Origin of the sequence: Phenylobacterium sp., from assembly GCF_030681155.1 — a bacterium.
Classification (GTDB): Bacteria; Pseudomonadota; Alphaproteobacteria; order Caulobacterales; family Caulobacteraceae; genus Phenylobacterium.
This window is the reverse complement of the sequence record NZ_JAUXXE010000059.1, coordinates 1-24,514: the sequence shown is the minus strand read 5'-3', so window position 1 is coordinate 24,514 and position 24,514 is coordinate 1. Positions and strand designations below refer to the sequence as shown.

Here is a 24,514-nt window from a genome sequence, read left to right as displayed (position 1 = left end):
GCGGCTAAAATCCGTAGACGATCTGGGCGTAGGCGGCCGAAAGGTCGCGAACGCGTCCGAAGTAGCTGAGCTGAGGTCCAAGAAAGACGTCGGCGCCCAGCACGGCGCGCGTGCTGTCGGTTAGCGCGTAACTGAGGCGCGGCCGGATCGCGACGTCGCGGGTTTCGAAGTAGCCCGCCGCGCTGGTCTCGAACTCCAGGCGCTCGTTCATCCAGGTGCGCGCGACCCGCAGCGTCATCCCGTTCTGCCGACGGTCGAGCTGATTGTTGACCGCAGCGCTCTGCAGCGCGATCGCCCTCACCACGGGATTTGGCAGCAGCGCCGGATCCTCATAGTCGACGATATATCGGAAGGAATACTGGAGGTTGACGTTCCAACCGCTGTCGAACGTCCGGTCGACGCCGACCACGATCCAGAAGTTATCCTTGGTCCGGAACGGCGTGGCGGCCCCACCGACGTCAGTATAGGCCGCCTCCGCCCGATAGCCGAAGCGGCCCGCGACCCCGGCCAGATCCGCGCCGAACACCGTGGTCTGCGGAAATTGTTGCTGAACGGCCGCTAGGGCGACTCTCGCCATCGCGGGCGGAACGGGGACCAGCGCGATGTCACGCGTCCGGCTGCGTCCCTCGAAATACGAGATCGACCAATCCAGCGCCCCGCCCGTGTGGTCGATCCGCGCCGCGAACTGCGAACGGTCCTCGACCTGCTGATCGTCAAGGATGACGACGCCGGGGCGCGAACGATCGACCGGAAAACGGTTGGGCCGGAACTCCGGCAGCCAGAAAGCCGAGACCGTCCAGGGTCCGGCGCCATAGGTCACCTGCGCGATCAGGGCGCCGCGTCGCTGCTCGTCGTCGCTGGCCAGCAATCGGGTGTAGTCGCGCGCGCCGATGACGTCAGTCGGATTGAGCCGGTCGGCCCGTCCCCACGCGACGATCTGGCGGCCGACGATCAGCCGGGCCGGCCCGCCGGTGAACCTCAGCCAGCCCTCCTCCAGATCGACATCGCCGCGGCCGGTGCTGTCGGCCTGCGCGCGCGCCTCGCCATAGGCGTCCAGACCACTCCCAAGACGCGGCGCCGCGCGCACGACGAGGCCCGCTACGGAGACGGCGCCCGGATCGGTGAAATCGCGGCTGTGGCTCCACAGCCCGCCGCGCAGGAAGACCTGAGGCTGTAGAGCATCGAGCCTTTCGCCGCCGTCCTCGGCAACGACCTCGCCCCGCTCAGGGATCTCGACATACTCATCAGGCTCGGCGGGCTCGATCACCATGTCGCTCGCCATCGCCGGGAGAGCCGACAGCAACGCCGCGGCGGCCAAGGCGCAGGCCGTCGGCCAAACGTTCGGTCTCAAGGCTGTTCAAGGCCCCGCGTCGTGAACTTCTCCGGCGGAATGGCGGCCGAGGTGTTGAAGGTCGCGTACTCGATCACCGTGCGGTGGCCGGTCTGCACGTTGGTCATCTGCTGGCGCATCGGCTGGAAGCGGCGATTGGCGCTGTCCACGAGCTTGATGTTGGACCCGACATAGACCTTCAGCAGCCTGTCCTGCAGGTCGTAGTACTCGGCCTTGACCGGCACGGCGTCGGAGGTCCGGATCCAGGTGATGCGGCGGTTGTAACCAGAGTTAGCCGCGATGGTCTTGTCGCGCGGCGCCGATTGCACGACCTGGGTCGCGACCCCGTCCACGGTCTCGGTCCGCAGGATCTTGTGGCTCCAGTCCTCGGCGGGATGACCAAGGATGTCGCCATAGCTGAAGTCCGTGCCGATGAACGCGTCGCGTTTGTTGGACGCCGTCAGACGCCGAACCTTCTTCAGGGCCGGCAGATAGACCCAGATGTCATCGTCGGCGCCGGCGTTCTCGATCGTCAGCACGGCTGTGCCGCGAATGTCGGCGGGGCTGTTGAAGCGGATCAGGCGGCGGTTGTTCTGCCGGTCGGGCTTGAGTTCCGACAACGTGCTGGTCTCCCGAATCCGCTGCTGGCCGGCCTTGTTGGTCAGGATGAAGCGCGCCGTGGCTGTCGATCTGAAAACCTTCGTCGCCTTGATGCTGCTGGCCATCAGCGCGGCGGCGTCGCTCGAAGCGGCATGCGCCATCGCCGGCCGAGGCGCCATGACCGCCGCCCCGCAGAGCAACACCAGCGCCAGGCCAGCCACCTTGGCCAGGGTCTGGCTCGGCGCGGCTTGCACGGCGCGGGCATAGACGACGCGCGGCCGCAGCGCGACCATCAGCGCCGCGAACAGGGTCAGGGTGCTGGCCGACGCCACCAGCATGGCCGAAGCGACCAGCAGGCCGAGCCAGAAGTGGACGTTGAAGCCGATCGACAGCATCAGCAGCGAGTAGCCGCCGGCCACCGCCGTCGCCACGAACATGATCGCCTTGCCCGAACTGGCGAAGGCCGCGGTGATGGCCTCACGCTCGGTCGGTTGCCGCTCGAGCTCCTCGCGCAGGCGATAGGTGAAGTAGATCGCGTAGTCGGCCCCGATCCCGATGGCCAACGCACACACCGTCGCCGTCACGATCTGGAGCGGGATGCCCGTCAGGCCCATGATGCCGAACACGGCCAAGGCCGTCGCCGCCAGGGGGACCAGGATCAGCGCGCCCAGTTGCGCCGACCGGAAGAGCAGTGAGCCGACCACGAAGACCACCAAGGTGATCTGGGCGATGTTCAGCATCTTGCCCGAGACCATGACCTCGTTCATCGCGGTCGGGGTGGTGATGCTTCCGCCCAGGCGGACCTTCACGCCGGGCGGGAAGTTGGCCTGGATGACCGGCAGAATGCGCTCGTTGAGGCTGGCGACATAGGCCGAGCTGTCGGTCTTCACGAACGCCTGGATGAGGGCGTTGCTGTAGGTGTAGTCGACGACCCCGTCGAAATCGCCGGGCTCTCCCGAGATCGAATAGAGCAGCAGATACTGCGAGATCGTGTCGCGATCGGTCGGCAGGCTGTAGGCCGCCGGATCGCCGTTGTTGGTCGCCTGATTGATCTGCTTGAGGAAGTCGACGATCGACACCGACCGGCCGATCTCCGGCTCCTTGGCCAGGAACGCCTGCGTGGCCTCGATCCCTCTCAGGACCGCGGGGTCCTTGATCGCATCGGCGCTCGCCCCCTCGACCAGGACGTAGAAGGTGTTGGATCCGGCCATGGCCGCATTCAGCGCATGGTCGTCCTTGCGGGCCGGTTGGCTCTCCGAAAGGAAGCCGCGCACCGAATTGTCCACCCGCAGCAGGCTCGCGCCGCCGACGAAGATCACGCAGATCGCGCCCCAGATGAGGAAGATCCGGCGCCGCCCCTTGGTCTCGGCGACCTGGCCGGCCAGGAAACGCGCCAGGCGATCCCATTGCGTCTCCCGTTTTTCAGCGTTGGTTTCCTTGTCGCCGGGAGGCGGCAGGATCGCCCGCAAGGCCGGCGTGAAGGTCAGCTCGACCAGGGCGACGCTGAAGATCCCGAGCCCGGCGAAAATCCCGAAGTTCCGGATCGTCTGGATCGGGAAGACCGCCAGCGACATGAAGCTCAGCGCGGCGATCGACCCGGCGGCCACCATCACCGGCCCCACATAGACGATGGAGTTCACCACTGCGCGCCGGTTCGCCTCGGTCGGATCGAGCTTGCCGTCGCGGCGCAGCAGCCGGTACTCTTCGTAATAGCGTTTCAGCACCTGCACCGCGTGACCGGCGGCGACCGCGAGGATCAGGATCGGCGTGACGTTGTTGAACGGGTCCAGGTGAATGCCGGCCAAGGTCATGAGGCCCAGCGCCCACACCACCGCGAGGATGGCGGTCAGCAGCGGCAGCACCAGGCCCTGGATCGTGCGGAACGCCTCCAGGTGGATCAGGCCGATCAGCACCACGGCCAGCGGCAGCAGGATCCCCATCCGCTTGGAATAGGTTTCCACCGCGGCGAGGAACACCGGTTGTCCGGCGACCGCGATGGTCACGCTGTCGTCGCGGGCCGGGGCGATCGCGGCCTCGACCTTGCGCATCACGTGCTCGAAACCCTCCGGGTCCTTCTTGAACTCCGCGTAGATGGCCGCGGTGCGCCCGTCCTTGCTGACCAGAATGTCGCGATAGACGGGATTGGCCTTCAGCCGCTGAGCGATGGCCTGCGCGGCTGCGATGTCGGCCGGTTCATGGTCCAACAGCCGAGATACCTGGAGGCCCTCACTCGATCCGGCGAGGTCCTTCGCCCGCGTGGCGGCCAGGCTTTGCAGGTTGCCCGGCGTAATTCCCGGCGTCGCCGCCAGGGCCTCGGTGATGGCGATGACCTTGCCTAAAGTGGCCGGCGTATAGACGTCGCCGTCCTTCACGCTCACCCCGATGACGACCGTGAACCGGTTGCCGAACAGGGTCTCCACCCGTTCCGTCACCTGCACGAACGGATGGTCCTTGGGCAGCAGTTCGTCGGCGTCGACGATCACGTTGAGGTGCCGCAGTTGCAGCCCCAGCAGCACCGTCGCCGCAAGCGACACGGCCAGGACGAGGTATCTCCACCTCACGATGAATTCTGCAAATGCCCGCATTGATGTCCCGCCCCTGCGGGTCTCCCATCGGGCGAACCGCATTCCCTGCCAAACGCGGCTCAGCCGCGGGCGCAGCACAGCTCACGTGTTCGCGGGCCAGGCAAGATCACCGAACGCCGATATAAACAGCCGTTCACATCAAGGCCGGTGAGCGCCCAGTCATGTTGCCGTGGAGGTCAGATCGTGCAGGCGGCGCCCCTGCGCCGGCTCAGCCCTTGGCGACGTACATGGCTTGGGGCGCCATGTACTCCAGCAGGCCGTCCATGCCGTTCTCGATGCCAAAGCCGCTGTTCTTGCGGCCGGCGAACGGGGTGTCGGGCCGCAGGTTGAGGTTCTGGTTGATCCAGACCGTGCCGGTCTCCATCCGCCGGGCGATGGACATCGCCTGGTCGATATCCTTGGACCACACCGCCCCCGCCAAGCCGTACTCGCTATCGTTGGCGCGATCGATCACCTCGTCGATATCGGCGAACTTCAGCATCGGCAGGATCGGACCAAAAGCCTCCTCCTGCACGACGCGCGAGTTCTCGGGCGGATTATCCACGATGGTCACCGGCACGAAGTAGCCGCCCGCCGGAACCGCCCCGCCCTGGATCAGAGTCAGATTGTTGGCCTTGGCGTCATCCAGCAGGTCCATCACCCGGTCGTACTGGCGCTTGTTCTGGATCGGCCCCAGCACCGTTCCCTGCTCGCCGCCGTCACCGACCTTCACCGCCGCGGCGATCCCGGCCAGACGGTCGCGCAGGCCGTCATAGACGTCCTCGTGGACATAGAGCCGCTTGGTCGCCACGCAGATCTGGGCGGTGTTGAAGAAGGCGCCGAAGAAGATCTTCTGCGCCACCGCGTCCAGATCGACGTCGGGCATGACGATGGCCGCATCGTTGCCGCCGAGCTCCAGGGTGAGGCGCTTGAGATCCTTGGCCGCGCTCTCCATCACCCGCTTGCCGGTCTCGGTCGAGCCGGTGACGGAGATCTTGTCGAAGCCCGGATGACCGGTCACCCACGGGCCGAGATCGTCGCCGCCGCTGATGACGTTGAACACGCCCGGGGGGAAGATGTCGCGGAACAGCTCGCCGATCTTCAGCGTGCAAAGCGGGGTGAAGGGCGAGGGCTTCAGCACCATGGTGTTGCCGGCCACCAGGGCCGGGGCGACCTTCCACATGGCCAGGCTGACCGGGAAGTTCCACGGCGCAAGGGCGCAGACCACGCCCAGCGGCACGTAGCGGGTTTCGATGAATTGAGTCGCCGAGTCCTCGGAGACATGTACCGGCGGCGTCATCTTTGACACCGCCTGCAGCCAGCCGCCGGCGCCTTGGATTTCCTGCTTGGCGGCGTCGACGGGCCGCCCCTGCTCCTGGGTGAACAGCCGGCCCAGCTCCTCGGCATGGGCCAGCAGCGTCTCGCCAGCCGTGCGCACCAGCGCCTGCCGCTCCTCGATCGGCGCCTTCCGCCAGGTCTTGAACGCCGTTCGCGCCGCAGCCACCGCAGAGTCCAGTTGCTCACGACTGCAGTCTGGAGCCGTCGCGAAGGTCTGGCCCGTCGCCGGATTGACCACGTCGATCCTCGCCTCGCCGCGAACGGCCTCGCCGCCGATGGTCATGGTGTAGTCGGAGTGGAAATCCATGGAGCGGTTCCTCGGAAGAGCTGGGTGCGACGACAGTCGTGGGCGCGCCCAGCCAAGTTACAGACAAGGGCCGCCGGATGAGAAGTCGGAAAGCCAGAAGGCACGCGTGTCACGCAACAACGCCCCCTCGCGCATGACCGACCTTGCTCGGCGCCGGGGCTTGAGACCCTACCCGCGCTTGAACCGTCCTGGCGTCGGCACTATCCAAGCGCCGATGAAGTGCACGATCCGTTTTCGAAACCTGCCAGCCCTCAACGACGCTCCGACCTATTATTTCAGCACCGGCGTCGCCGACTACGACAACATCACCCAGGCGATTGTCCACGGGCAGCGCATTGCGATGACCGAACTCATCGGCGTCCATTCATTCATCGTCGAGGATGAGAACGGCCGAGTTCGCGCCGAATGGGCGCGGATGAATGGTGAGTGGAAGGCCGTCGTCGCGGCTTGATCGGCAACGCGAGCGGCTAAGTCCCACCACGGCTGAACGAACCTAGCTTCGCGGCGTTGTGCTCGAATGTCCGATTATGACCTCTACTACTGGTCTGTGCCGTTCCGCGGCCAGTTTGTGCGCGCGGTCTTGGCCCATGCCGGCAAGACCTGGACCGAAGCCGGCGACGCCGCGATCTCGGAAATGATGGGCGCGAAGGTGCAGAACATGCCGGCGCCGTTCATGGGCCCGCCCCTGCTGATCGACAACAAGGCCGAGTTCGCCATCGCCCAGATGCCGGCCATCATCCTCTATCTGGGCGAGACCCTGGATCTCATGCCGAGGTCGGCCGCCCTGCGCGCCTTGACGATTAAGGTCGTCAATGACGCCAATGACGTGATCGACGAAATAACCCTCGATGGCGGGCGCGAAATGTGGACGCAGGCGCGCTGGCGAGACTTTACCCCCCGCCTGAAGAAATGGATGTCGATCTGGGAGGAGACCGGACGCCAGCACGGATTGAAGGTCAGCTCTGGATTCCTGCTGGGCGGCGAGACCGCCGGCATCGCCGACATCGTGACCGCGACCCTGTGGACGACAATGACCGACCGGTTCGGCAAGATCGCAGATATCCTGGAGGAGTCCGCGCCCATGACGGCCGGCCTTTCGCGCCGCGTTGCGGACCTGCCCGCCCTGGCCAAGCTGGCCGCCAAAGCCCGCGCAGACTACGGCGACGCCTACTGCGGCGGCCAGATCGAAGCCTCGTTGCGAAAGGTGCTGGGCGCTTAGGCCCGACTGCTCGGCGTCTGGCCGGCGAGGCCTAGGGCCGCACCTGGTCCACCGCGTCCACCGGCGCGCCATAGCTCAACTGTGCGACCCGGTCAGGATCGGGCGACCAGAGCTCCGCCCCAGCCGCCTGCATCTTCGCCAGCGCCGACTGCTCATGGTGGCGGCGGAGGACGCGAAGAGCCGCGACCAGTTCCTCCTGTTCGGATGGCGGCGGGCTCACCGTGGATCTGGCGCCGAGCCGAACACCCACGAGCAAGCCGATGAAGCCCACGCTGAGAAGGCCGACGATGTAGCCGAGCGCCCCGGCCGAAACGAAATTCGAGATATCCATGAAAGGCTCATCCTAACGCCCCTCCTCAGTTAGGACGCAGAACCCTCGGCCGAAAGGCCTTGCATGGGAAAACATGGCCCGCTCAAGGCCATCCAACCCTCGGCTCGCAAGGTTGTGATGGAGGCCATCGTCATGCGCCCGTCAGACGGCCGATGTTTTGGGAGCCGAACCAGCAAGTTCACTCCCCACCCTCGCCCGCCTTTGGCCGATGAAACGGACGATGGCGAATTGAACTGCGAACAAGCCTAGCTTCGAGACAAGGGGAAACACGGCGATGAAAGTCGGCCACCAAACCGTGAAGGCCACCGCCACCACCAGGTTCAAGGCCCCGGTCACGAACATCATGCCCGACCAGACATAGCCGAAGCGGGTCATCAGGTCCTCGACCAGCGCAAGACGCGCCGGCGGCACATAGCGGTTCATCCATCCTCGGCGCAGCATCGCCGCGCCGATCACCGCATAGATCACCGTTGGCTTGGCCATCACAAAACGAGGGTCATGCGTCGCCAGGGTCGCTCCGGCCGACAGGACCACCATGATCAGGCTCAGCCACTGCAGGGCTGCGACCCTGCGCCGATGGACAAGCTCCCAGGCCACCACCGCGCAAGCCACCGCCGCGCCCGCGGCCGTCGCTAGAACCAGATCGACCTTCAGCGCGATGAGTACGGCGAAGACGATCACCCCGAGGGAGTCGAACAGCAATGGGACGATGGCGTAGAGCAGTTGCTTGACCATGCCGAGCCTCGCATGTTTCCATTGGCAACATTGACGATGCGGCCCGCCAGCGCCCAAGTCAACTTAAGATTTACACCGTCAACTCAAGAGCGCCCATGGCCGTATCTCCACCGAGCGACGCCAAGCCCTATCACCACGGCGCGCTGCGCCACGCCCTACTCGCGGCGGCCGAGGCACGCCTGGCCCAAGCTGGCCCGGACAGCCTGACCTTGCGCGCTATCGCCCGGGATGTCGGCGCTTCGCACACCGCGCCACGAAACCACTTCGATGACCTCACCGGCCTGCTCAGCGAGTTGGCCGCCATGGGCTTCGAACGCTTTGCGCGTCATCTTCTCGCCGCCGCCGCCGACCAGCCGACCGCGATGGCGCGCCTCAACGCGACGGGCCGCGCCTATGTGGAGTTCGCCCTCGCCCACCCCGGTCTGTTCCAGCTGATGTTCCGAGGCGAACGCCTGGACGTCACCCGCCCCGCGCTGCGGGATGCGATGGCGCGAGCTTATCTTGTGCTTCAGGAAGCCGTCGCGGCGGCGCACCCATCGGACGCCGAAGAGATGTCGGCCAGGGTCGCGCGGGCCTGGTCCATGGCGCACGGCTTCGCCATGCTGCTGCTGGATGACCAGCTAGGCCCGCTGCTCGGCGATCAAGCCGGCGCCGCCGGCGCGATGCGGCTGCTCGACACCATTCTCGCCATCGATTGAGGGCGCCGAGCATCGCGCCGACGCCCACCTCGTGATGATCGGTCTCTGAGAGCCGCCGGTCCCCTCGTTCAGGACGCCGGCTGTGCTTGGGCGGCGAGGAGCGCGTTGTCGATCCCGTCAGCGCGCAGGTCGGCGGGGCGCTGCAGGTGTGGCTCCACATAGGCCTCGAACGCCGGGCGCTTTTCGATCGTGCCGAAGTTCATCCCCCAGGACAGGTGAGAGGCCAGGTAGAGGTCGGCGGCTGTAAAACCGTCTCCCACCAGATAGGTCCGGTCCTTGACCGCTCCCTCGACGGTGCCCAGGACGTCCTCCATGCAGCCGAAACCCAGCGAGCTGCGCTGCTCAATCGTCGGTTCCAGGTTCACCATCTTGGCGGCCACGGCCTGCTCGATCGGGCCAGCCCCGAAGAACAGCCAGCGATAATAGGGGCCGCGTAGCCGGCTGTTCGCAGGCGGAGCCAGGCCCGCTTGCGGGAAGGCGTCGGCGAGGTAGGCGCAGATGGCCGCGCATTCGGTGACGACCACCCCGTCGTGAACTATGGCCGGCACCTTGCCCATGGGATTGATGGCGAGGTAGTCGGCCGCTTTCGCCTCTCCGGTCTCCCAATCCAGAACCCGGGTCTCATAAGGCTGACCGACCTCCTCGAGCATCCAGCGGATGATGCGCCCGCGCGACATGGGGTTGGTGTAGAAGACAAGGTCGGACATGGGGTCGGCTCCTGTTGTTGAGACTACATAACCGGAGGCTGCTGACAGCGGGTTGGCAGCAGCCTTCTGCGGCGGACCGGCACAAAATCAACTCCCACTTCCCGCCTCCGCCAAGGGATCGTTCCGCTTTCCGTGCGGCCTCGGTCGGCCTTCGGCCTTGCTAAAACCCGCCACCATCAAGGTCGGCTACAGCCAGCCCTGACTCAAAACGGGGCGACGAGCGCCGTGCGGAAGAACCATCCGTCGGGTCCGTTGTCGCTGCGCTCGATCACGTGCTGGTAGGTAAAAATCAGCGTCGTTTGCGAGACGAACGGCAAGGCTGCGCTTAGTCCAGCGGACCAGCCGTGCATGCCGTTGTCATCCGATCGACCATCCGTGGAGGTCTCTCCGCCCAGGCGATACAACATGTCGGCCGACACCCAGATGCGGCGGCTGAGATTGTGCGTCAGGTGGGCCTCGACGCTGAACAGGAGGTCTTTGCTGCTCCGCGCGGCGTCGAACGGATCTTCATTGTCTCCGTAGAACGTAAGACTGGGAAGAATCTCCAGGCTGGTCAGCGAAGGGTCGCGATACGACTTTCCCGAAGCCAGCACCATTGGCAGACCAAGTTGGTAGGCGACACGGTTCGAGCCGAGATTCACCGGCTTCCCATCGCTATAGGCGCCGGTCGGAAGGTAGAGACGTCCGAGCAGCCCCATTCCGAACCCTGGCTTGAAGGCGGTAAATTCGGTGCGTGACAACGCCGGGGCTCCCATTAGCCCAATCGTTCCGCCGACCTGCACGTCGCCGAATCCCGAACTGGTAGGTTTTCCAGTCGAGCGGACCTCTCCTATCGGGAGGATCAAAAACGGGGTGACCGGACGCCCCGCCATCTCGACTGTCCGTGCGTAGCGGAACACCAGGATATCCGTGTGGATGTCGGCGCCGCGACTAATCGACCCTGGTTCCGGTGTCTCGTTGCCGCGTTTGTTGACCAGGAACGCGGTGACATTCTGCGCTCCCACCGGCGCAAGTTGGTAGACGCGAGGCCCATCGTCCTGCGCCAGGGCGGGCGCGGCCAGGCTCAGCAGCGCGAACACCGCCAGCGCCGTCACGCCGATGATGCCCCGAGTCACGCGTTGTCCGAGGCCGCCAGGCCCGCGCCGATCACCACCACGTCGGTCAAGCGGCGCCTCCGGGTTCATCGGGCAGGTCGGCGAGCCAGCGCAGGGCCTTCAGCCCCGGCATGAATCCGTACTCGCCTCCGCGCATGGTCACGAAGCTGGGCAGGCCCTTCATCCGCCGGGGGATAGGCCGGCGTGGGATCGAGTACGTCGCCGTCCCTTCGGCGGCCGCAATGGGATCTCTGGCGTCGCCAAGGCCGAGGAACTCTCCGCCGTTGACCCACTCGGACTGCACGAATTCGAACTGCCGCTTCAGGTGAGCGCCGACAAAGGCGAACATCAGCCCCCTGTCGGCTCCATCATCCTCAAGCATGCCTTCCGGCAGCAACGGGCCATATGCCGTGCCCCGACGGATCATGCGGTGCAACCGAACGACGCCAGCCACCTCTGCGTCTCGGGGATTGCAGCGACGGATGTGAGAACCGGGCGGCGTGCTGTAGCCGGCCGCGTCTTCAGCGCCGAACAGGAAGGTGTTGTTGCGCTCGCTATCATGCCCCAAGGCCGCGTCGTCGTGCAGCGGGCAAAGCGCCAAAGGGGCGCCGCTGCGCCAACGCCCCATCATTTTGGCGGCCAGCAACTCCTCGTCGTCAGGCCCGCTCGCAGCGTCCCGCAAATAGGTCCGGAACTGGGCCACCTTTTGGTGCAGCTTGCGGAACGCCACATATGTGCCGTTGCGCCCCAACAGGTCCGGCGTCGGAGCTGGCGGCAAGCCGCCCGTCTCATCGGGATAGCCCAGCACCAGTTCGCCGGCTTTCAGTGGACGCTCCAACGCGTTCGAACCTGGCACGCCGCTGCCTTCGATCGCTGGATGGCTGATCCCGTCTTTGAAACCGAAAGGCTCCTTTTCGCCTGGCGGGGCGTAGCAATCCTGCCGCCAGATCGGCGCGACCCCGGCCAGGTCGGCGAAGGCGGCGCGAGCACGAACGAGCGCGGCCTCCAGCGTGTCCGAATCCGGAGCCACGCCCACCAGGATGACGTGAACGGCCGCGGTTCCAAACGGGGCTTCCCAGTGTTCCGGCGCGCTTTCGCCCACGTCACCCAGGGCGGCCGCCCGCGCGACCATCCCCTGTCGAAACTCCCATGCAAAGCTGTCCAGCGACGGCTGCGGGACGCCCAGGGCCTTCAGACCCTCGAACGTCAGGGCCACGCTGACGAACGTGTCGCGGCCCGGCCGTACCGGCGCGGCGGCCGAGGTCACGATGTCGCTCAACCGCCGCAACAGCTCACGCCCCGCGCGCGCCTCGTCGATCCGGAGCAAGATGTAGGTCGCGGCGTAGGGCGACGGTCGCGGCCTCAACACCCCGCTTTGAATGTCGGCCAGTTCCAACACCGGCACGCTCGTATCGTCAGCCATCGCCTCGCCTCACGACACCAGGTTTTTCCAGAATCGCTCCAGGCTCTCATCGGCGCCGAAGAGGGTGCTGAAGACGGTTGAATCGCAAACGACGACGTCGCCCGCCCGGTCTCCCGCCGGCGGCGCCCAGACCAAGGTGTTGAACTCCGTTTCGCCGCTCAACGTCATCGGGTGGGGCCGGGATAGATCTATCGCCTGCTTGGCCAAGACCCGCGCCGTGCCGTCGTCGCGCGTGAGGGCGTAGTGCGGCAAGTGCATGTGGAAGTTCAGGCTTTCGACGCCAGCCAAGATTCCCTTCGTGTCCACGTCGCGGAACGCGTTCAGCGGCACAATCTTGTCCCGGGTCCCTTCACGGACCGCCGGGCGCATGGCGTAGCGGTTCTCCACCGGGATACCGAGCGCATGCAGGAGGGCCAGCGCATAGGCGCCGAACCGCTGCTGGCGGGGCACCAGCAGGTCGCCGTGGTGGGCGTACTCCATCGCCCTCTGTTCCATATCGTCCGTCGCGCCGACATCGTGATGAGGACCGATCACGAGACGTGTGCCTTCACGGCGAAGCCAGGCGCGAACCGCCTCGATCTCGGCGTCCGCCGGCATCTGGCCGCTCACGTTATGATCCAGGCCGAACAAGAACAGCGTATCGACGTCATCCAGCACCCGCTCGTCCAGCGGCTGCACGAATCCGGCCTGGTCCACCCGCTGGAACACGGGCACGGCGTGGCCGGTCACCTCGCACACCAGCTTTTGGAAGGGGACCCAAGCCCAGAAGAACAGTTCCAAAGCCCCGGCGACGCCCTGTTGGAACTGCAGCGGATCGGCGAAGCGCGGAACCTCGTAGGCGGGCCACAGAACCCGGCGCACCTCCGTCATCGTCGAGAAGCGGTTGTCCAGTTCGGTGATGTTGCGGTTGGCCTCGGCCGGATAACTCCAGGCGATGTAGATGCTCGCGCGCCGACGGCCGGGCGTCGGCGGCCGCGGCACATGAGTTTGATTATAGGTGCGGGCGGGCTCGCTCATGGCTGGCCTACTGCAACTGATCGAGGGCGTCGCTGAGGGAGGCCTTCAACCTCAGGGCCTTCTTGATCTCGTCGGTCGAGACGTAGGGGTACTCGGCATATTCCATGAAGCTGGAAACCTGATGCGCCCGCACGAATTTCACGAAAGAGGCGGAGTTGGTTTTCCAATCGGCGGGAAATCCCTCCAGGTTTTCAAACACCGTATCGACGCCGACCAGCTTGAACAGTGCAACCGCATCATCGGTGTACTTGTCAAAATCAGTGTCGAATATGCCCTGATACATGAAGTAGGTGTCGGCCCCGATCGGGAACAACAGCCAACGCAGATAGTGCAATTTCAACGGCGCGAGCAGCGTTGGGTTGTTGCGGATCGCCGCCTCGATCGTCGGCCCATACGCACGTATAGTCGCCTCACGGCCCGGTATGATCTTGGCCAGGATCGAGAAGCCATAGTTGGCCGGCGTCTTCGGAAACAACGGACCATACGGCCCGTCCACCTTCTCGAAGTATCCTTCTGGCGGAAGCGCCATGGCCGCAGGCGTAAGGAAGTCCCCGGAAGCTGTCATGACGCCCTCTTCGGCACCGCGCGGCCTAGTCGGCTGCATGGCGTCACCTTACGGCGCGAGGCGGCCCCAAACCCTACAGCGAAACCCTCGCCGGATTGGACCAACCACCTGAGAGAAGCTGGCGATCGGAGAGAACAGCACCGCCGCGCCCTGAGGAATCGGTTGATCAGCAATCGGACATACGCAAGACGTCGACCAGCTCCAAAAGCTCGCCGACGCGAAACAGGCTTTTCAAATGTTTTCAGTGGGTTCCGAGCATGTCGGGACCCACTGAACAAGGGCGCTACAGCCCGAGCACCATCTTGGCCATGATGTTGTGCTGAATCTCGTTCGAGCCGGCGTAGATCGAGGTCTTGCGGTAGTTGAAGTAGGTCGGCGCCAGGGTCGCGGCGTAGTCGGGACCGGCGCGGGGCTCGTTACGTTCGCCGCGAATTTCCGCCCAGGTGTCCTGGACGAAGGGCTGGCCATAGACGCCCGCCGCCTCCAGGGCCAGTTCGGTCACCGCCTGCTGGGCCTGGGAGCCTTCGAGCTTCAACATCGAGGACGCCGCGCCCATCGCTTCGCCCGCCGTCCGCGCTGAGAACATGCGCAGTTCGGTGGCGTTCAGCACGTCGACCTTGATCTGCAACTCCGACAACTTCTTGCGGAAATCGGGATCGTCGATCATCCGCGCCCCGCCATCCGACGGCTCGACGGTGGCGATCTTCTTCACCTTGGCCAGTTGGTTGGTGAGGCCGGCCGCGTACGGATTGCCGCGCTCGAACTGCAGCAGGTACTTGGCGTAGGTCCAGCCCTGCCCTTCTTCGCCGATGCGGTTCGACACCGGCACCCGCACATTGTCGAAGAAGACCTGGTTGATCTCCTGATCGCCCTCCGGCGGCCCATCCAGGGTCGGCAGCGGCACGATGGAAATGCCGGGCGTCTTCATGTCGAGCAGCAGGAAACTGATGCCCTTTTGCCGGATCGCTTCGTTGGACGTCCGCACCAGGCAGAACATCCAGTCCGCCCACTGAGCGTAGGTTGTCCAAATTTTTGAACCGTTTAGGACGTAATCCTCACCGTCCCGATCAGCCTTCATCGACAGCGAGGCGAGGTCCGATCCCGAGCCAGGCTCCGAATAGCCCTGGCACCACCAGACGTCCGTGGAGAGGATCTTGGGCAGATGCTGGGCCTTCTGCTCCGGAGTGCCGAAGGCCATCACCACCGGGGCGCACATCTTCAGGCCCATGTTCGAGGTGGACGGCGCGCCTGCCAGGGCCATCTCCATGTCGAAGACGTATTTCTGCGCATGGCTCCAGCCCGTGCCGCCATATTCGGTCGGCCAGTCGGGCGCGATCCAGCCCTTTTCGCCGAGGCGCTTGAGCCAGCGGACCTGGCCTTCCTTGTCGATGTGGCCGTTCTTCGATTGGGCCATATGGGCCCGCATGTCGTCATCGAAGGCTTCGGCGATAAATGCGCGGACCTCGTCGCGGAAGGCCAGGTCCTCTTTGGAGAACTCGAGATCCATCGCGCCTACTCCACAGCGTCGAGGTATTCGATTTCCGGACGACCACCCATGCACGGAGCCATCTTGGCGCCCGCGGCCTTGAAGTAGTCGGTCTGGCCGTGCGCCTTCAGGGCGTCTTCGTCCTTGTAGAGTTCCAGCACCTTGTAGACCGTCGGGTCGGTGCGGCTCTTGGTCAGTTGGTAGACGATATTGCCCGGCTCATTGGCCCGAACCTGCTTGCTGAGGTCAGTGAATACCGCCTCGAACTCAGAACCCTTGCCCTCTTGGACCTTCAAGGTCGCGACCACGCCGATCATGCCGTCTTCTCCCAACGTTTGTTTGAATGGGAGCCTAGAGGCGGGGTGGTGGGCAAGCAAGGCGAAGTTGGGGTCCCCCACCTGACGGATCGTCATCCCCCGGGATTGTCCGCGTGATCCATAGACACGGACGGCTCGCGCCAACCCACCGAGAGGCCAGCCATGACGATCAATTGGGGGCTATTTGCGACGAGGGCCTACCGGCCCTGGCGTTCGTTCCAGCCGTAAGCGACCCAGTGATGGCCGCCGAGGTTGCGGGCCTCGATCACGCCGTCATTGGCGCTGTCGTTGCGATGGGCGCGGGCGCGCTTGGCGCGCAGCGCCAGTCCGGCCAGTGCGAGCAACGCCGAGGCCATCACCGCGATCACCACCACGGTGGCGGCGAAGAACACTGCCAGAACCGCACCGATAGCCACCGCCGCTGCAGTGGCGAGCGCGCCGCCCACAGCCGACAGGCTGCGAAGGGCTGGACCGTGCTTTCGTGCGAATTCGCGAACCATGGCTTCCTCAAGGGCGCCGCTTGCTTACGGCTTAACGAATAATTTGCCCGGGCGATCCCGGACGTCAACAACCTGTAGTCAAATCACGCGAAAGTGGCGTCATCATGCCACGCCTTCGAGCGCCATAGCTTTGCGCTCGCGCATTATGGAGTCAAAGGCGGCGTTGATGGACGCGGCCTTGGCCTCCGCCACCTCAATGAATTCGCTGGGCAACCCGCGCGCCCGCGCGCGGTCCGGGTGGGCTTCCGACAAGGCCGCCTTCCAGGTCGAGCGCACCACCTCGTCGGGCGCATCGTGCGGCACAGCCAGGATGCCGTACGGATCTTCGCCCTCCATCCCGAGGTGCACGGCCTTCAGCCGGCGGAACACCAGCGGCGAAAAACCGAACAGATCCGAGACGCTCTCCAGATAATCGAGCTCGTCCTGCGTCACCGCGCCATCGGCGGCCGCGATATGGAACAGGCCGTCCAGCACGTCCTCAAGCAAGGTCGGGCAACCGGCGTAGCGTTTGGCCAGCCGCCGGGCGTAGCTCTCGTATCCGCGCGTGGTCTGGCGTGCGAGATCGTACAGCCGATGGATATTGCGTTCCGAAGCCGCGTCGGTCTGGAACACCTGGGCGAACTTATCGAATTCGCCCACGCTGGCGCGGCCGTCGGCCTTGGCGAGTTTCGCCCCCAACGCCGTGACGGCGGTGGAAAAGGCGGGATCCTCGCCCGGCCGGGTGGCTGGACAATCGGCGCAGTCTCCAGCATCGGGCCGGCGAACTGCGAGCCCAGCAATGTTGCGCCAGAAGCTCATGGGAGTAACGAAAGCTGTAAGGGCAGGTTCTCCCCCTGACAATGCGAATCGACCCACGGGAAGGTTACGGTTTGGACAGACTTTGGAACTTCTGGATCGATCGCGGCGGCACGTTCACCGACGTCATCGCCCACGCCGACGACGGCGAGGAAGTCTCCCTGAAGCTGCTGTCGACCTCGCCGTCCTATGAAGATGCAGCGGTTGAGGCCATGCGCCGCGTGCTCGGCGCGGGGCCCGGCGAGCCCTTCCCCGCCGCCCGCGTACAGGCCATCAAGATGGGCACCACCGTCGCCACCAACGCCCTGCTGGAGCGAGCGGGCGCCAAGACCCTGCTGGTCACCACCGAAGGCTTCGCTGACGCCTTGGTCATCGGTGATCAGTCGCGCCCTGATCTCTTCGCACTCAACATCGTCCGGCAGGACCCGCTCTATACCGGGGTCGTGGAGGCGCAAGAGCGCCTGGCCGCCGATGGCGCAGTGATCGCTCCGCTCGATGAAGCCGCCCTCGCCGCTCAGTTGGCTAAGGCCCGGGCCGACGGCTTCACCTCGGCGGCCATCGCCTTCCTGCATGCCGACCTGAACCCAGCCCACGAACGCGCCGCCGGCGCGCTGGCCCACGCGGCGGGCTTCGACTTCGTCGCGCTCAGCCACGAGGTCTCGCCCCTGCCGCGCTTCGTGCCCAGGGCCGAGACCACCGTCGCCGACGCCTATCTGACCCCCATCCTCCAGGCCTATGTCGAACAGGTGGCCCGTGCGGTGGAGGGCGCGCCGCTGTTCTTCATGACCTCGGCCGGGGCCTTGGTGCGCGCCGAGGCTTTCCGTGGCCGTGACGCCGTCGTTTCCGGTCCGGCCGGCGGCGTGGTCGGCGTGGCGCGCACGGCCGAACTGGCCCAGACGCCCCAGGCGCTCGGCTTCGACATGGGCGGCACCTCCACCGACGTCTGCCGTTATGCGGGATCGCTGGAACGCCGCGATTCAGCCCGCGTCGCCGGCGTAAAGCTGCGTAGCCCGATGTTGGACGTCGAGACGGTGGCCGCCGGCGGCGGCTCGATCCTCGCCTTCGACGGGCTTCGCGCCCGGGTCGGGCCGCAAAGCGCCGGCGCCAACCCAGGCCCCGCCGCCTATGGGCGGGGCGGACCAGCCACGGTCACCGACGCCAACCTCGTGCTTGGCCGGCTCGATCCGCGTTTCTTCCCGTCGATCTTCGGGCCGGCGGGCGATGCGCCGCTCGACCTGCCCGCGGCCCGCGCGGCCATCGGCAAGCTGGCCGAGCAGATGGGATCGCCCAGCATCGAGGCCGCCGCTGAGGGTTTCGTCGCCATCGCCGTCGAGCAGATGGCCCGCGCCACCGACCGCATCTCCACCGAGCGCGGCTTTGATCCGCGCGACCACGCCCTGACCGCGTTCGGCGGGGCGGCCGGTCAGGTCGCCTGCGATGTCGCCGACGCGCTGGGACCGGCCAAGGTGCTGTGCCCCCGCTACGGCAGCGTGCTGTCCGCCTGGGGCATAGGCCAGGCCCAGGTCGCCAGCCTGCGCCAGATGGGCCTGGACGCCGTACTGGACGCCGACGGCCTGGCGCGCGCGCAGGCCTTGGCCGTCGAGGTCGCGGCCGCCGCCCGCGCCGCCCTGGCCGAACAGAACGCGCAGGCCTCGGAAATCCGCCGCATCCTGCGCCTGCGCTACGAGGGCGCCGACGCCGAACTATCGATCCCCATCGGCCCGCTCAGCGACGTCCGAGCCGCCTTCGAGGCCGGCCACAAGCGCCTGTTCGGCTTCATCGAAGCCAAGCTCCCCATCGTCATCGCCGCGGTCGAGGTCGAGGCTGTGTCGGCGGCGACTTCTCCCTCTCCCCGCTGGCGAGAGGGCGGGGTGAGAGTTGCGTCGCCCAGCGACGCCACACAATCTCTCCCCCGCCACGGCGCAACCGAGAGCCCCCCCTCACCCTCCCCTCACCCGCCGGAAGACGGGGGGAGAGGGGATATCACCCAGATGTTCTTCCACGGCGCGTTTCACGACGCGCCGATCATCGCCGCCGAGGCGCTCACGACGCTCTCCGGCCCGGCGCTCATCATCCGCCCCGACACCCAAATCGCCCTCACCCCAGGCTGGGTCGCCACCACCGGCCCAGATGGCATGATCCTGCTGGACCGCGCCGAGCGGATCAGGACCGCTTCGCTCGACCTCGATAAGCCCGATCCTGTAACGCTGGAGCTGTTCAACAAGCGCTTCATGGGCGTGGCCGAGGCGATGGGCGCGGCGCTGGAGCGGACCGCCCACTCGGTCAACATCAAGGAGCGGCTCGACTTCTCCTGCGCGCTGTTCGACGCGGGCGGCGGACTGGTCGCCAACGCGCCCCATATGCCCGTGCACCTCGGCTCGATGGGCGCCAGCGTGCGCGCGGTGCGCGACCGCCACGCCGACCTCCGGCCCGGCCAAGCCTTCGCCCTCAACAATCCCTATGCGGGCGGCACGCACCTGCCCGACATCACCGTGGTGATGCCGATCTTCATGGACCAGGACCTGGCGCCTGCCTTCTATGTCGCCGCGCGGGGCCACCATGCCGACGTCGGCGGCATCCAGCCCGGCTCGATGCCGCCCTTCTCCCACACGCTGGATGAGGAAGGCGTGCTGCTGGACGCCCTTCCGATCATGACTGGCGGCGACTTCCTCGAAGCTGACGTTCGGGCCGCGCTCTCCTCCGGCCCCTACCCGTCGCGTGCGCCCGATCGCAACATCGCCGACCTGAAGGCCCAGATCGCCGCGTGCCAGGCCGGCGCAAGCGCCGTCCGCGCGATGATCGAGACCTATGGCGCCGGCGCCGTCGCCGCCTACATGACCTTCGTTCAGGCCAACGCCGCCGCATCTGTCCGCCGCGCAATCGGCAAGCTCTCGGACGGCATGGCGCGCGTGCCGATGGACGGCGGCGGCGAGATCGTGGTCCGCACCACCGTCGATGCGGCCGCCGGCGAGGCGGTGCTCGACTTCCGCGAGTCGGCCGATCAGCTCGGCTCGAACTTCAACGCCCCGTCCGCCATCGTCGACGCCGCGGCGCTCTATGTGTTCCGCACCCTGGTCGACGACGACATCCCGCTGAACGCCGGATGCCTGGAGCCGCTGAAGATCCTGACCCGCGACGGCTCGATGCTGGCGCCGCGCTATCCGGCCGCCGTGGTCGCCGGCAATGTCGAAACCAGCCAGCACGTAGTGGACGCGCTCTATGCCGCGCTCGGCGTCATGGCCAACGCTCAGGGCTCGATGAACAACTTCACCTTCGGCGACGAGACCCGCCAGTATTACGAGACCATCTGCGGCGGCGCCGGCGCCACCGCGCTGCAGGCCGGAACCAGCGCGGTCCACACCCACATGACCAACTCGCGGCTCACCGACCCCGAAATCCTGGAACGGCGCTTTCCCGTGCGGGTCGAGGCCTTCGCCATCCGGCGCGGATCAGCGGGGGTCGGCGCCCAGCCAGGGGGCGAAGGCGCCTACCGCCGGGTGCGGTTTCTGGCGCCGATGGAGGCGGCCCTGCTATCCACCCGCCGCGACCACGCGCCCCAGGGTCTGGCGGGCGGCGGACCGGCCCAGACCGGTGCTCAGCGTTTGATTGCGGCCAATGGCGCGGTAAAGGAACTACCCGGCTGCTTTTCGCTTAATGTCGCGGCTGGCGATATCATCGAGATCGAAACCCCCGGAGGCGGGGGATTCGGCCCGGCTACCCGATCATAATTCCGAGGTTACATGTCCGCGCTTCTCCTTGCTCTCGCTCTCCTCGCGCAAGATCCGGCCGCCGGTGGCGGCGGCGCAGCGCCCGCACCCGCGCCCGAGGCGACCGAACTGCCGTATCCCGCCGGCGCGCCGCGCGACGACTACGGTCTGGTCTCATGGTGCCACGGCGCCCTGACCGGCTATGTCGAGCTGCACGATCAGGTGATGCCGGAGGTCAAGCGCATCGAAACCACCTATCGCGCCCCCGGCTCCTCGCTAGCCGCCGACATGAAGGTCTATGCCGACATGAACAAGCAGGCCCAGAAGGACCTGAAGCTGTTCGCCAGCGCCATGGAAGCGGCCGAACGCGCCAGCATCAAGCCGATCAACACCATCGGCGCGGCCGCCGTGCAGCGTGGCCGCGGCAGCTGGTCGATGGCCGCCAACCTGCCGCCCGCCCGTGTGGCCCAGGAATGGATGAGCTGGACGCCGCCGGCTCGCTGCGCCCCCACCGCCCAGCGTCTCGAAAAGAACGCCAAGCTGCTGGGCGCCGCGTTCGATCCTGGCGCCGAAGTGGCCCCTGCCGATCCGATGTCGGTCACGGCCGTGTCGAGCGATGCGCCCGCCAATCCCTGATCGGACGCCTTTCGGCCATAGAGCCGCCAGACCGTCTCGATAGTCGGGTCGCCGGCGGGTATGGTTTATGCCCGCCCGCCGCCGCGGCTTGAAAAGAGACCTGATTGCCAACCGTCGCGTTTGTTAACCCTAAGGGTGGTGCGGGCAAGACCACCGCTGCGCTTCTGCTCGCACTGGGTTTGAGCGAGATGGGCCTACGAGTCGCCATGATCGACTCCGACCCCAATAAGCCCCTGGTCCACTGGGCCTCCCTGCCCGGCCGCCCGGAAAAGATCTCCGTCCACCCGGCCCCGATGCTGGAAGACATGCGCGACGCCCTTCGCGAGGCCCAGCGCAAGCAGCCCGATTGGCTGATCCTGGACACCGAGGGTTCGATCCGCGGCGCCATGGCGTTCACCACCCTGCGGCTGGACCTGGTGGTCACGCCGCTGGCGGCCTCCCAGCTCGAAGCGATCCAGGCGATCAAGGCCGCCGAGATGGTGCTGCAGTTCGGTCGGCGCGCCGGCCGCCCCTTACCGCACCGGGCGTTGCTCACCCGCGTTCCGGCCGCTCTGCGTCCCCGCTCGCTGAAAGAAGTCGTTGAGCAACTGCGCACCAGCGACATCGAGATCCTCTCGACCCCGCTGATCGAGAAGGAAGCCTTCCGCACCCTGTTCGCGGTGGGCGGCGGCTTCGATCAGCTGGCTCGTAGCGGAGTAAGCGGCGTGCCCGCCGCCAAGGCCAACGCCGACGCCTATGTCCAGGCGATCCTCGAACTGCTTCGGAAGCCGACCGAGACCTAGATTTCCGCCAGGGAACCTTTCCCGGGTCAGCACTAGGATTCGCGCAGAAGCCCCTTCTGACGCTCACAGCGCCGCCGTACTCCGCCCTCGAAATTCATTTCCGCGCCTTGTGGCTCGAAAGCTACACTTTTGCGCCTGAAGTCAATTTGACAGCAATGCCAAAATCGCCCGCTGAAAACTAAGGATAAATTCGGACGGCTTTCGAAAATTCGGTGTGTTTTCGAGCCGCCGACTTGGATTTCTTCAACAACAATTGATCGCACTGGCAAATGCGACTTCAAACATCACCGATTTTTGGGGAGGTCGAAAAAAACACCCTTGTGTACGCGACGTCAGCCTGCATTTTCCCGCGCATATTCCATGACGACCACAATTGATAACATGGTTATACATTAGGAGAACGTATGCTGCATTGTAGATACCTTGCCGGAGCCTCACCTTTGGCGCTCCTGGCGGTTCTGGGCTTCGCCGCCCCGGCCAACGCGCAAGACGCCGCGGAAGTCTCCGAAGTCGTCGTCACCGGCTCCTTCATCGCCGGCACTCCTGAAAACGCCGCCCTGCCGGTCAACGTGATCGGCGCCGACGAGCTGCAGAAGCAAGGCTCGCCCTCGACCGTCGATCTCATCAAGTCCATCCCCGCCATCCAAGGCGCGGTCGGCGAAACCAACCAATTCGGCGCCGGCCAAGTCACGGGCGCCGGCAGCGCCAACCTGCGCGGCCTGGGTTCGGAACGCACCCTGGTGCTGATGAACGGCCGCCGGATGACCATCTCGCCTGGCTCGATCTTCGTCGACACCAACCTCATTCCGACGGCCGCGATCGGCCGGGTCGAGGTGCTGAAGGACGGCGCGGCCGCCACCTATGGATCGGACGCCGTCGCCGGCGTCGTCAACTTCATCACCCGCAAGAACCTGAGCGGCCTGGAAGTCAGCGCCGGCTACTCGCTGATCGACGGCTCGAACGGCGACTATAATGTCAGCGCCGCCTATGGCTGGCAGGGCGAGAACGCCGATGTCCTGCTGACCGCCGGCTATCGCCATCGTTCGGAGCTGTCGACCACCGAACGCGACTTCGCCGTCCGTCCGTTCGCCGAAAACCCGCAAGGCGGCTGGTCCAGCTTCGGCAACCCCGGCACCTACCTGACCAGCGCCAACGGCGGCGCCAGCTTCACCAGCCCGTTCGTCGATCCTGCCTGTAACGTGCTTTCTGGCCCCGCCTCGGCGACCACCTGCCAGTTCCAGTACATCGGCTTCGACAACCTGATCGAAGACGAGGACCACTATCAGATCTACGGCGAGATCAACGTCGATCTGACCGAGAAGACGAAGTTCCACGCCGAAGTGCTGTTCGCTGGCCACGACGTGATGGCGGAAAACTCCTCCCCGTCCTACTCGCCGAACAACTTCCCCACCTCGGCCCTGACCACCAAGGCTCAAGGCAACGGCTTCTTCATCGACCCGCGCAACCCCGGTCTGCAGGCCCTGCTGGCCTCGGGCGGCATCAACCCCGCTCAAGCCGCGTCCGCGGCCGCCAACGGCGTCTTCACCTCGGTGGCCTGGCGTCCGCTCGGCGTCGGCGGCAACGAGCTGTTCGGCGGCAAGGGTAAGGAAGACAAGCGCTCCTTCCAGGCCTACCGCGTGTCGGCCGGCTTCAAGGGTTCGCTGGACATCGGCGACGGCATCGGCTGGGACGCCGCTGTCACCTACATGGACAACAACAGCGACATCGCCACGCCGGACGTTCTGATCGGCAAGATGCAGCTGGCCCTGCGCGGCTTGGGCGGCAATGGCTGCACCGGCAACACCCCTGGCCAGAACGGCTGCCTGTGGTTCAACCCGTTCTCCTCGGGCGTCCAACAGAACGTCATCGATGGCCGCACCAACCCGAACTACAACGCCGCGACCGCCAACAGCCGTGAAGTCCTCGAATACATGTTCGCGGACTACGCCTACAAAATCCGCTCGCAGATGTTCACCGCCGACCTGGTGTTCAACGGCGAGCTGCCCGTCGACTTCGGCGCGGGCCAACTGGCCTGGGCGGCCGGCGCGCAATATCGCTGGAGCGGCATCGAGCGTCAGAACAACGACAACACCAACATCGCGGTCAGCCCCTGCCCGGACTCGTCGGTCAATCCGGCGGCCACCTGCACGGCTCAAAACGGTCCGTTCAGCTTCTTCGGCGCCCTGGCTGACTACGACCTCGACCAATCGGTCGGCGCGGCCTTCGCCGAATTCCAGATGCCGTTCACCGACACCCTGACCGGCACCTTCGCGATCCGCTACGAGGACTACGGCGGGAACATCGGCTCGACCACCAATCCGAAGGTGGCCCTGAAGTGGCAAGCGACCGACTGGCTGGCGTTC

General features: G+C 66.0%; 21 protein-coding genes. 7 read left to right on the top strand and 14 right to left on the bottom strand.

The annotated features are described in order from the left end of the window. Window positions 1-4: 4 nt before the first annotated feature. The 3 genes from Q8M13_RS15515 to Q8M13_RS15505 form a co-directional block, all read right to left on the bottom strand. Window positions 5-1,351, bottom strand: a complete 1,347-nt coding sequence (locus Q8M13_RS15515) for a hypothetical protein (RefSeq protein ID WP_305300927.1) — start codon at window positions 1,349-1,351, stop codon at window positions 5-7. Next, window positions 1,348-4,515: an outer membrane lipoprotein-sorting protein gene (locus Q8M13_RS15510; protein WP_305300926.1), complete on the bottom strand. Its 3,168-nt coding sequence runs from the start codon at window positions 4,513-4,515 to the stop codon at window positions 1,348-1,350. Before Q8M13_RS15510 ends, Q8M13_RS15515 begins: the two co-directional genes overlap by 4 nt. A gap of 208 nt (window positions 4,516-4,723) precedes the next feature. Continuing rightward, window positions 4,724-6,139 carry an aldehyde dehydrogenase family protein gene (locus Q8M13_RS15505; RefSeq protein WP_305300925.1) on the bottom strand — a complete coding sequence of 472 codons (1,416 nt, stop codon included), beginning with the start codon at window positions 6,137-6,139 and terminating at the stop codon, window positions 4,724-4,726. A gap of 106 nt (window positions 6,140-6,245) precedes the next feature. On the opposite strand from Q8M13_RS15505, the gene Q8M13_RS15500 reads away from it, so the two are divergent. After that, window positions 6,246-6,590 carry a hypothetical protein gene (locus tag Q8M13_RS15500; RefSeq protein ID WP_305300924.1) on the top strand — a complete coding sequence of 115 codons (345 nt, stop codon included), beginning with the start codon at window positions 6,246-6,248 and terminating at the stop codon, window positions 6,588-6,590. Window positions 6,591-6,656: 66 nt separating this feature from the next. After that, entirely contained in the window at window positions 6,657-7,358 is a 702-nt protein-coding gene (locus tag Q8M13_RS15495) for a glutathione S-transferase (protein WP_305300923.1), read from the top strand. 31 nt (window positions 7,359-7,389) lie between these two features. On the opposite strand, the gene Q8M13_RS15490 is transcribed toward Q8M13_RS15495, so the two are convergent. Beyond that, a complete protein-coding gene (locus tag Q8M13_RS15490) occupies window positions 7,390-7,689 on the bottom strand; it encodes a hypothetical protein (RefSeq protein WP_305300922.1) in 300 nt (99 codons plus the stop codon). 141 nt (window positions 7,690-7,830) lie between these two features. After that, window positions 7,831-8,424 (bottom strand): inner membrane-spanning protein YciB, encoded by a 594-nt coding sequence (locus tag Q8M13_RS15485; RefSeq protein WP_305300921.1) that lies wholly within the window; start codon window positions 8,422-8,424, stop codon window positions 7,831-7,833. 95 nt (window positions 8,425-8,519) lie between these two features. Between Q8M13_RS15485 and Q8M13_RS15480 the strand changes: the two genes are divergently transcribed. Further along, complete coding sequence (locus Q8M13_RS15480; RefSeq protein WP_305300920.1) at window positions 8,520-9,122, top strand: TetR-like C-terminal domain-containing protein; 603 nt, start codon at window positions 8,520-8,522, stop codon at window positions 9,120-9,122. A 68-nt stretch (window positions 9,123-9,190) separates the two neighbouring features. Here Q8M13_RS15480 and Q8M13_RS15475 read toward each other — a convergent pair whose 3' ends face one another. From Q8M13_RS15475 to Q8M13_RS15435, 9 genes are all read right to left on the bottom strand, one after another. Beyond that, window positions 9,191-9,829, bottom strand: coding sequence for a glutathione S-transferase family protein (locus tag Q8M13_RS15475; protein WP_305300919.1), 639 nt, complete (start codon window positions 9,827-9,829; stop codon window positions 9,191-9,193). Window positions 9,830-10,032: 203 nt separating this feature from the next. Beyond that, entirely contained in the window at window positions 10,033-11,013 is a 981-nt protein-coding gene (locus tag Q8M13_RS15470) for a transporter (protein WP_305300918.1), read from the bottom strand. After that, window positions 10,991-12,346, bottom strand: coding sequence for a Dyp-type peroxidase (locus Q8M13_RS15465; protein WP_305300917.1), 1,356 nt, complete (start codon window positions 12,344-12,346; stop codon window positions 10,991-10,993). Before Q8M13_RS15465 ends, Q8M13_RS15470 begins: the two co-directional genes overlap by 23 nt. A gap of 9 nt (window positions 12,347-12,355) precedes the next feature. Then, window positions 12,356-13,363, bottom strand: a complete 1,008-nt coding sequence (locus Q8M13_RS15460; protein WP_305300916.1) for a hypothetical protein — start codon at window positions 13,361-13,363, stop codon at window positions 12,356-12,358. A gap of 7 nt (window positions 13,364-13,370) precedes the next feature. Beyond that, window positions 13,371-13,928: a hypothetical protein gene (locus tag Q8M13_RS15455; protein ID WP_305300915.1), complete on the bottom strand. Its 558-nt coding sequence runs from the start codon at window positions 13,926-13,928 to the stop codon at window positions 13,371-13,373. A gap of 283 nt (window positions 13,929-14,211) precedes the next feature. Then, entirely contained in the window at window positions 14,212-15,435 is a 1,224-nt protein-coding gene (locus Q8M13_RS15450; RefSeq protein WP_305300913.1) for an acyl-CoA dehydrogenase family protein, read from the bottom strand. Between the two features lie 5 nt (window positions 15,436-15,440). Next, complete coding sequence (locus Q8M13_RS15445; protein WP_305300912.1) at window positions 15,441-15,731, bottom strand: putative quinol monooxygenase; 291 nt, start codon at window positions 15,729-15,731, stop codon at window positions 15,441-15,443. 197 nt (window positions 15,732-15,928) lie between these two features. Further along, the gene (locus tag Q8M13_RS15440) at window positions 15,929-16,231 is read right to left on the bottom strand and encodes a hypothetical protein (RefSeq protein ID WP_305300911.1); all 303 of its coding nucleotides are present in this window, start codon (window positions 16,229-16,231) and stop codon (window positions 15,929-15,931) included. Between the two features lie 102 nt (window positions 16,232-16,333). Next, window positions 16,334-17,029 carry a DnaJ family molecular chaperone gene (locus Q8M13_RS15435; RefSeq protein WP_305300910.1) on the bottom strand — a complete coding sequence of 232 codons (696 nt, stop codon included), beginning with the start codon at window positions 17,027-17,029 and terminating at the stop codon, window positions 16,334-16,336. 71 nt (window positions 17,030-17,100) lie between these two features. Here Q8M13_RS15435 and Q8M13_RS15430 point away from each other — a divergent pair, with 71 nt between their 5' ends. The 4 genes from Q8M13_RS15430 to Q8M13_RS15415 all read left to right on the top strand — a co-directional run. After that, window positions 17,101-20,754: a hydantoinase B/oxoprolinase family protein gene (locus Q8M13_RS15430; RefSeq protein ID WP_305300909.1), complete on the top strand. Its 3,654-nt coding sequence runs from the start codon at window positions 17,101-17,103 to the stop codon at window positions 20,752-20,754. A 12-nt stretch (window positions 20,755-20,766) separates the two neighbouring features. Then, window positions 20,767-21,369 carry a hypothetical protein gene (locus Q8M13_RS15425; RefSeq protein WP_305300907.1) on the top strand — a complete coding sequence of 201 codons (603 nt, stop codon included), beginning with the start codon at window positions 20,767-20,769 and terminating at the stop codon, window positions 21,367-21,369. Window positions 21,370-21,473: 104 nt separating this feature from the next. Next, window positions 21,474-22,151, top strand: a complete 678-nt coding sequence (locus tag Q8M13_RS15420) for a ParA family protein (protein WP_305300906.1) — start codon at window positions 21,474-21,476, stop codon at window positions 22,149-22,151. Window positions 22,152-22,555: 404 nt separating this feature from the next. Further along, a partial coding sequence (locus Q8M13_RS15415; RefSeq protein ID WP_305300905.1) for a TonB-dependent receptor domain-containing protein occupies window positions 22,556-24,514 on the top strand: 1,959 nt, incomplete at its 3' end.

What these genes read in the sequence shown, in the direction of transcription:
- Q8M13_RS15510 (WP_305300926.1), bottom strand. Translation starts at nt 4,515, where the DNA reads ATGCGGGCATTTGCAGAATTCATCGTGAGGTGGAGATACCTCGTCCTG.
- Q8M13_RS15505 (WP_305300925.1), bottom strand. Translation starts at nt 6,139, where the DNA reads ATGGATTTCCACTCCGACTACACCATGACCATCGGCGGCGAGGCCGTT.
- Q8M13_RS15495 (WP_305300923.1), top strand. Translation starts at nt 6,657, where the DNA reads ATGTCCGATTATGACCTCTACTACTGGTCTGTGCCGTTCCGCGGCCAG.
- Q8M13_RS15490 (WP_305300922.1), bottom strand. Translation starts at nt 7,689, where the DNA reads ATGGATATCTCGAATTTCGTTTCGGCCGGGGCGCTCGGCTACATCGTC.
- Q8M13_RS15485 (WP_305300921.1), bottom strand. Translation starts at nt 8,424, where the DNA reads ATGGTCAAGCAACTGCTCTACGCCATCGTCCCATTGCTGTTCGACTCC.
- Q8M13_RS15480 (WP_305300920.1), top strand. Translation starts at nt 8,520, where the DNA reads ATGGCCGTATCTCCACCGAGCGACGCCAAGCCCTATCACCACGGCGCG.
- Q8M13_RS15475 (WP_305300919.1), bottom strand. Translation starts at nt 9,829, where the DNA reads ATGTCCGACCTTGTCTTCTACACCAACCCCATGTCGCGCGGGCGCATC.
- Q8M13_RS15470 (WP_305300918.1), bottom strand. Translation starts at nt 11,013, where the DNA reads ATGAACCCGGAGGCGCCGCTTGACCGACGTGGTGGTGATCGGCGCGGG.
- Q8M13_RS15465 (WP_305300917.1), bottom strand. Translation starts at nt 12,346, where the DNA reads ATGGCTGACGATACGAGCGTGCCGGTGTTGGAACTGGCCGACATTCAA.
- Q8M13_RS15460 (WP_305300916.1), bottom strand. Translation starts at nt 13,363, where the DNA reads ATGAGCGAGCCCGCCCGCACCTATAATCAAACTCATGTGCCGCGGCCG.
- Q8M13_RS15455 (WP_305300915.1), bottom strand. Translation starts at nt 13,928, where the DNA reads ATGACAGCTTCCGGGGACTTCCTTACGCCTGCGGCCATGGCGCTTCCG.
- Q8M13_RS15450 (WP_305300913.1), bottom strand. Translation starts at nt 15,435, where the DNA reads ATGGATCTCGAGTTCTCCAAAGAGGACCTGGCCTTCCGCGACGAGGTC.
- Q8M13_RS15445 (WP_305300912.1), bottom strand. Translation starts at nt 15,731, where the DNA reads ATGATCGGCGTGGTCGCGACCTTGAAGGTCCAAGAGGGCAAGGGTTCT.
- Q8M13_RS15440 (WP_305300911.1), bottom strand. Translation starts at nt 16,231, where the DNA reads ATGGTTCGCGAATTCGCACGAAAGCACGGTCCAGCCCTTCGCAGCCTG.
- Q8M13_RS15435 (WP_305300910.1), bottom strand. Translation starts at nt 17,029, where the DNA reads ATGAGCTTCTGGCGCAACATTGCTGGGCTCGCAGTTCGCCGGCCCGAT.
- Q8M13_RS15425 (WP_305300907.1), top strand. Translation starts at nt 20,767, where the DNA reads ATGTCCGCGCTTCTCCTTGCTCTCGCTCTCCTCGCGCAAGATCCGGCC.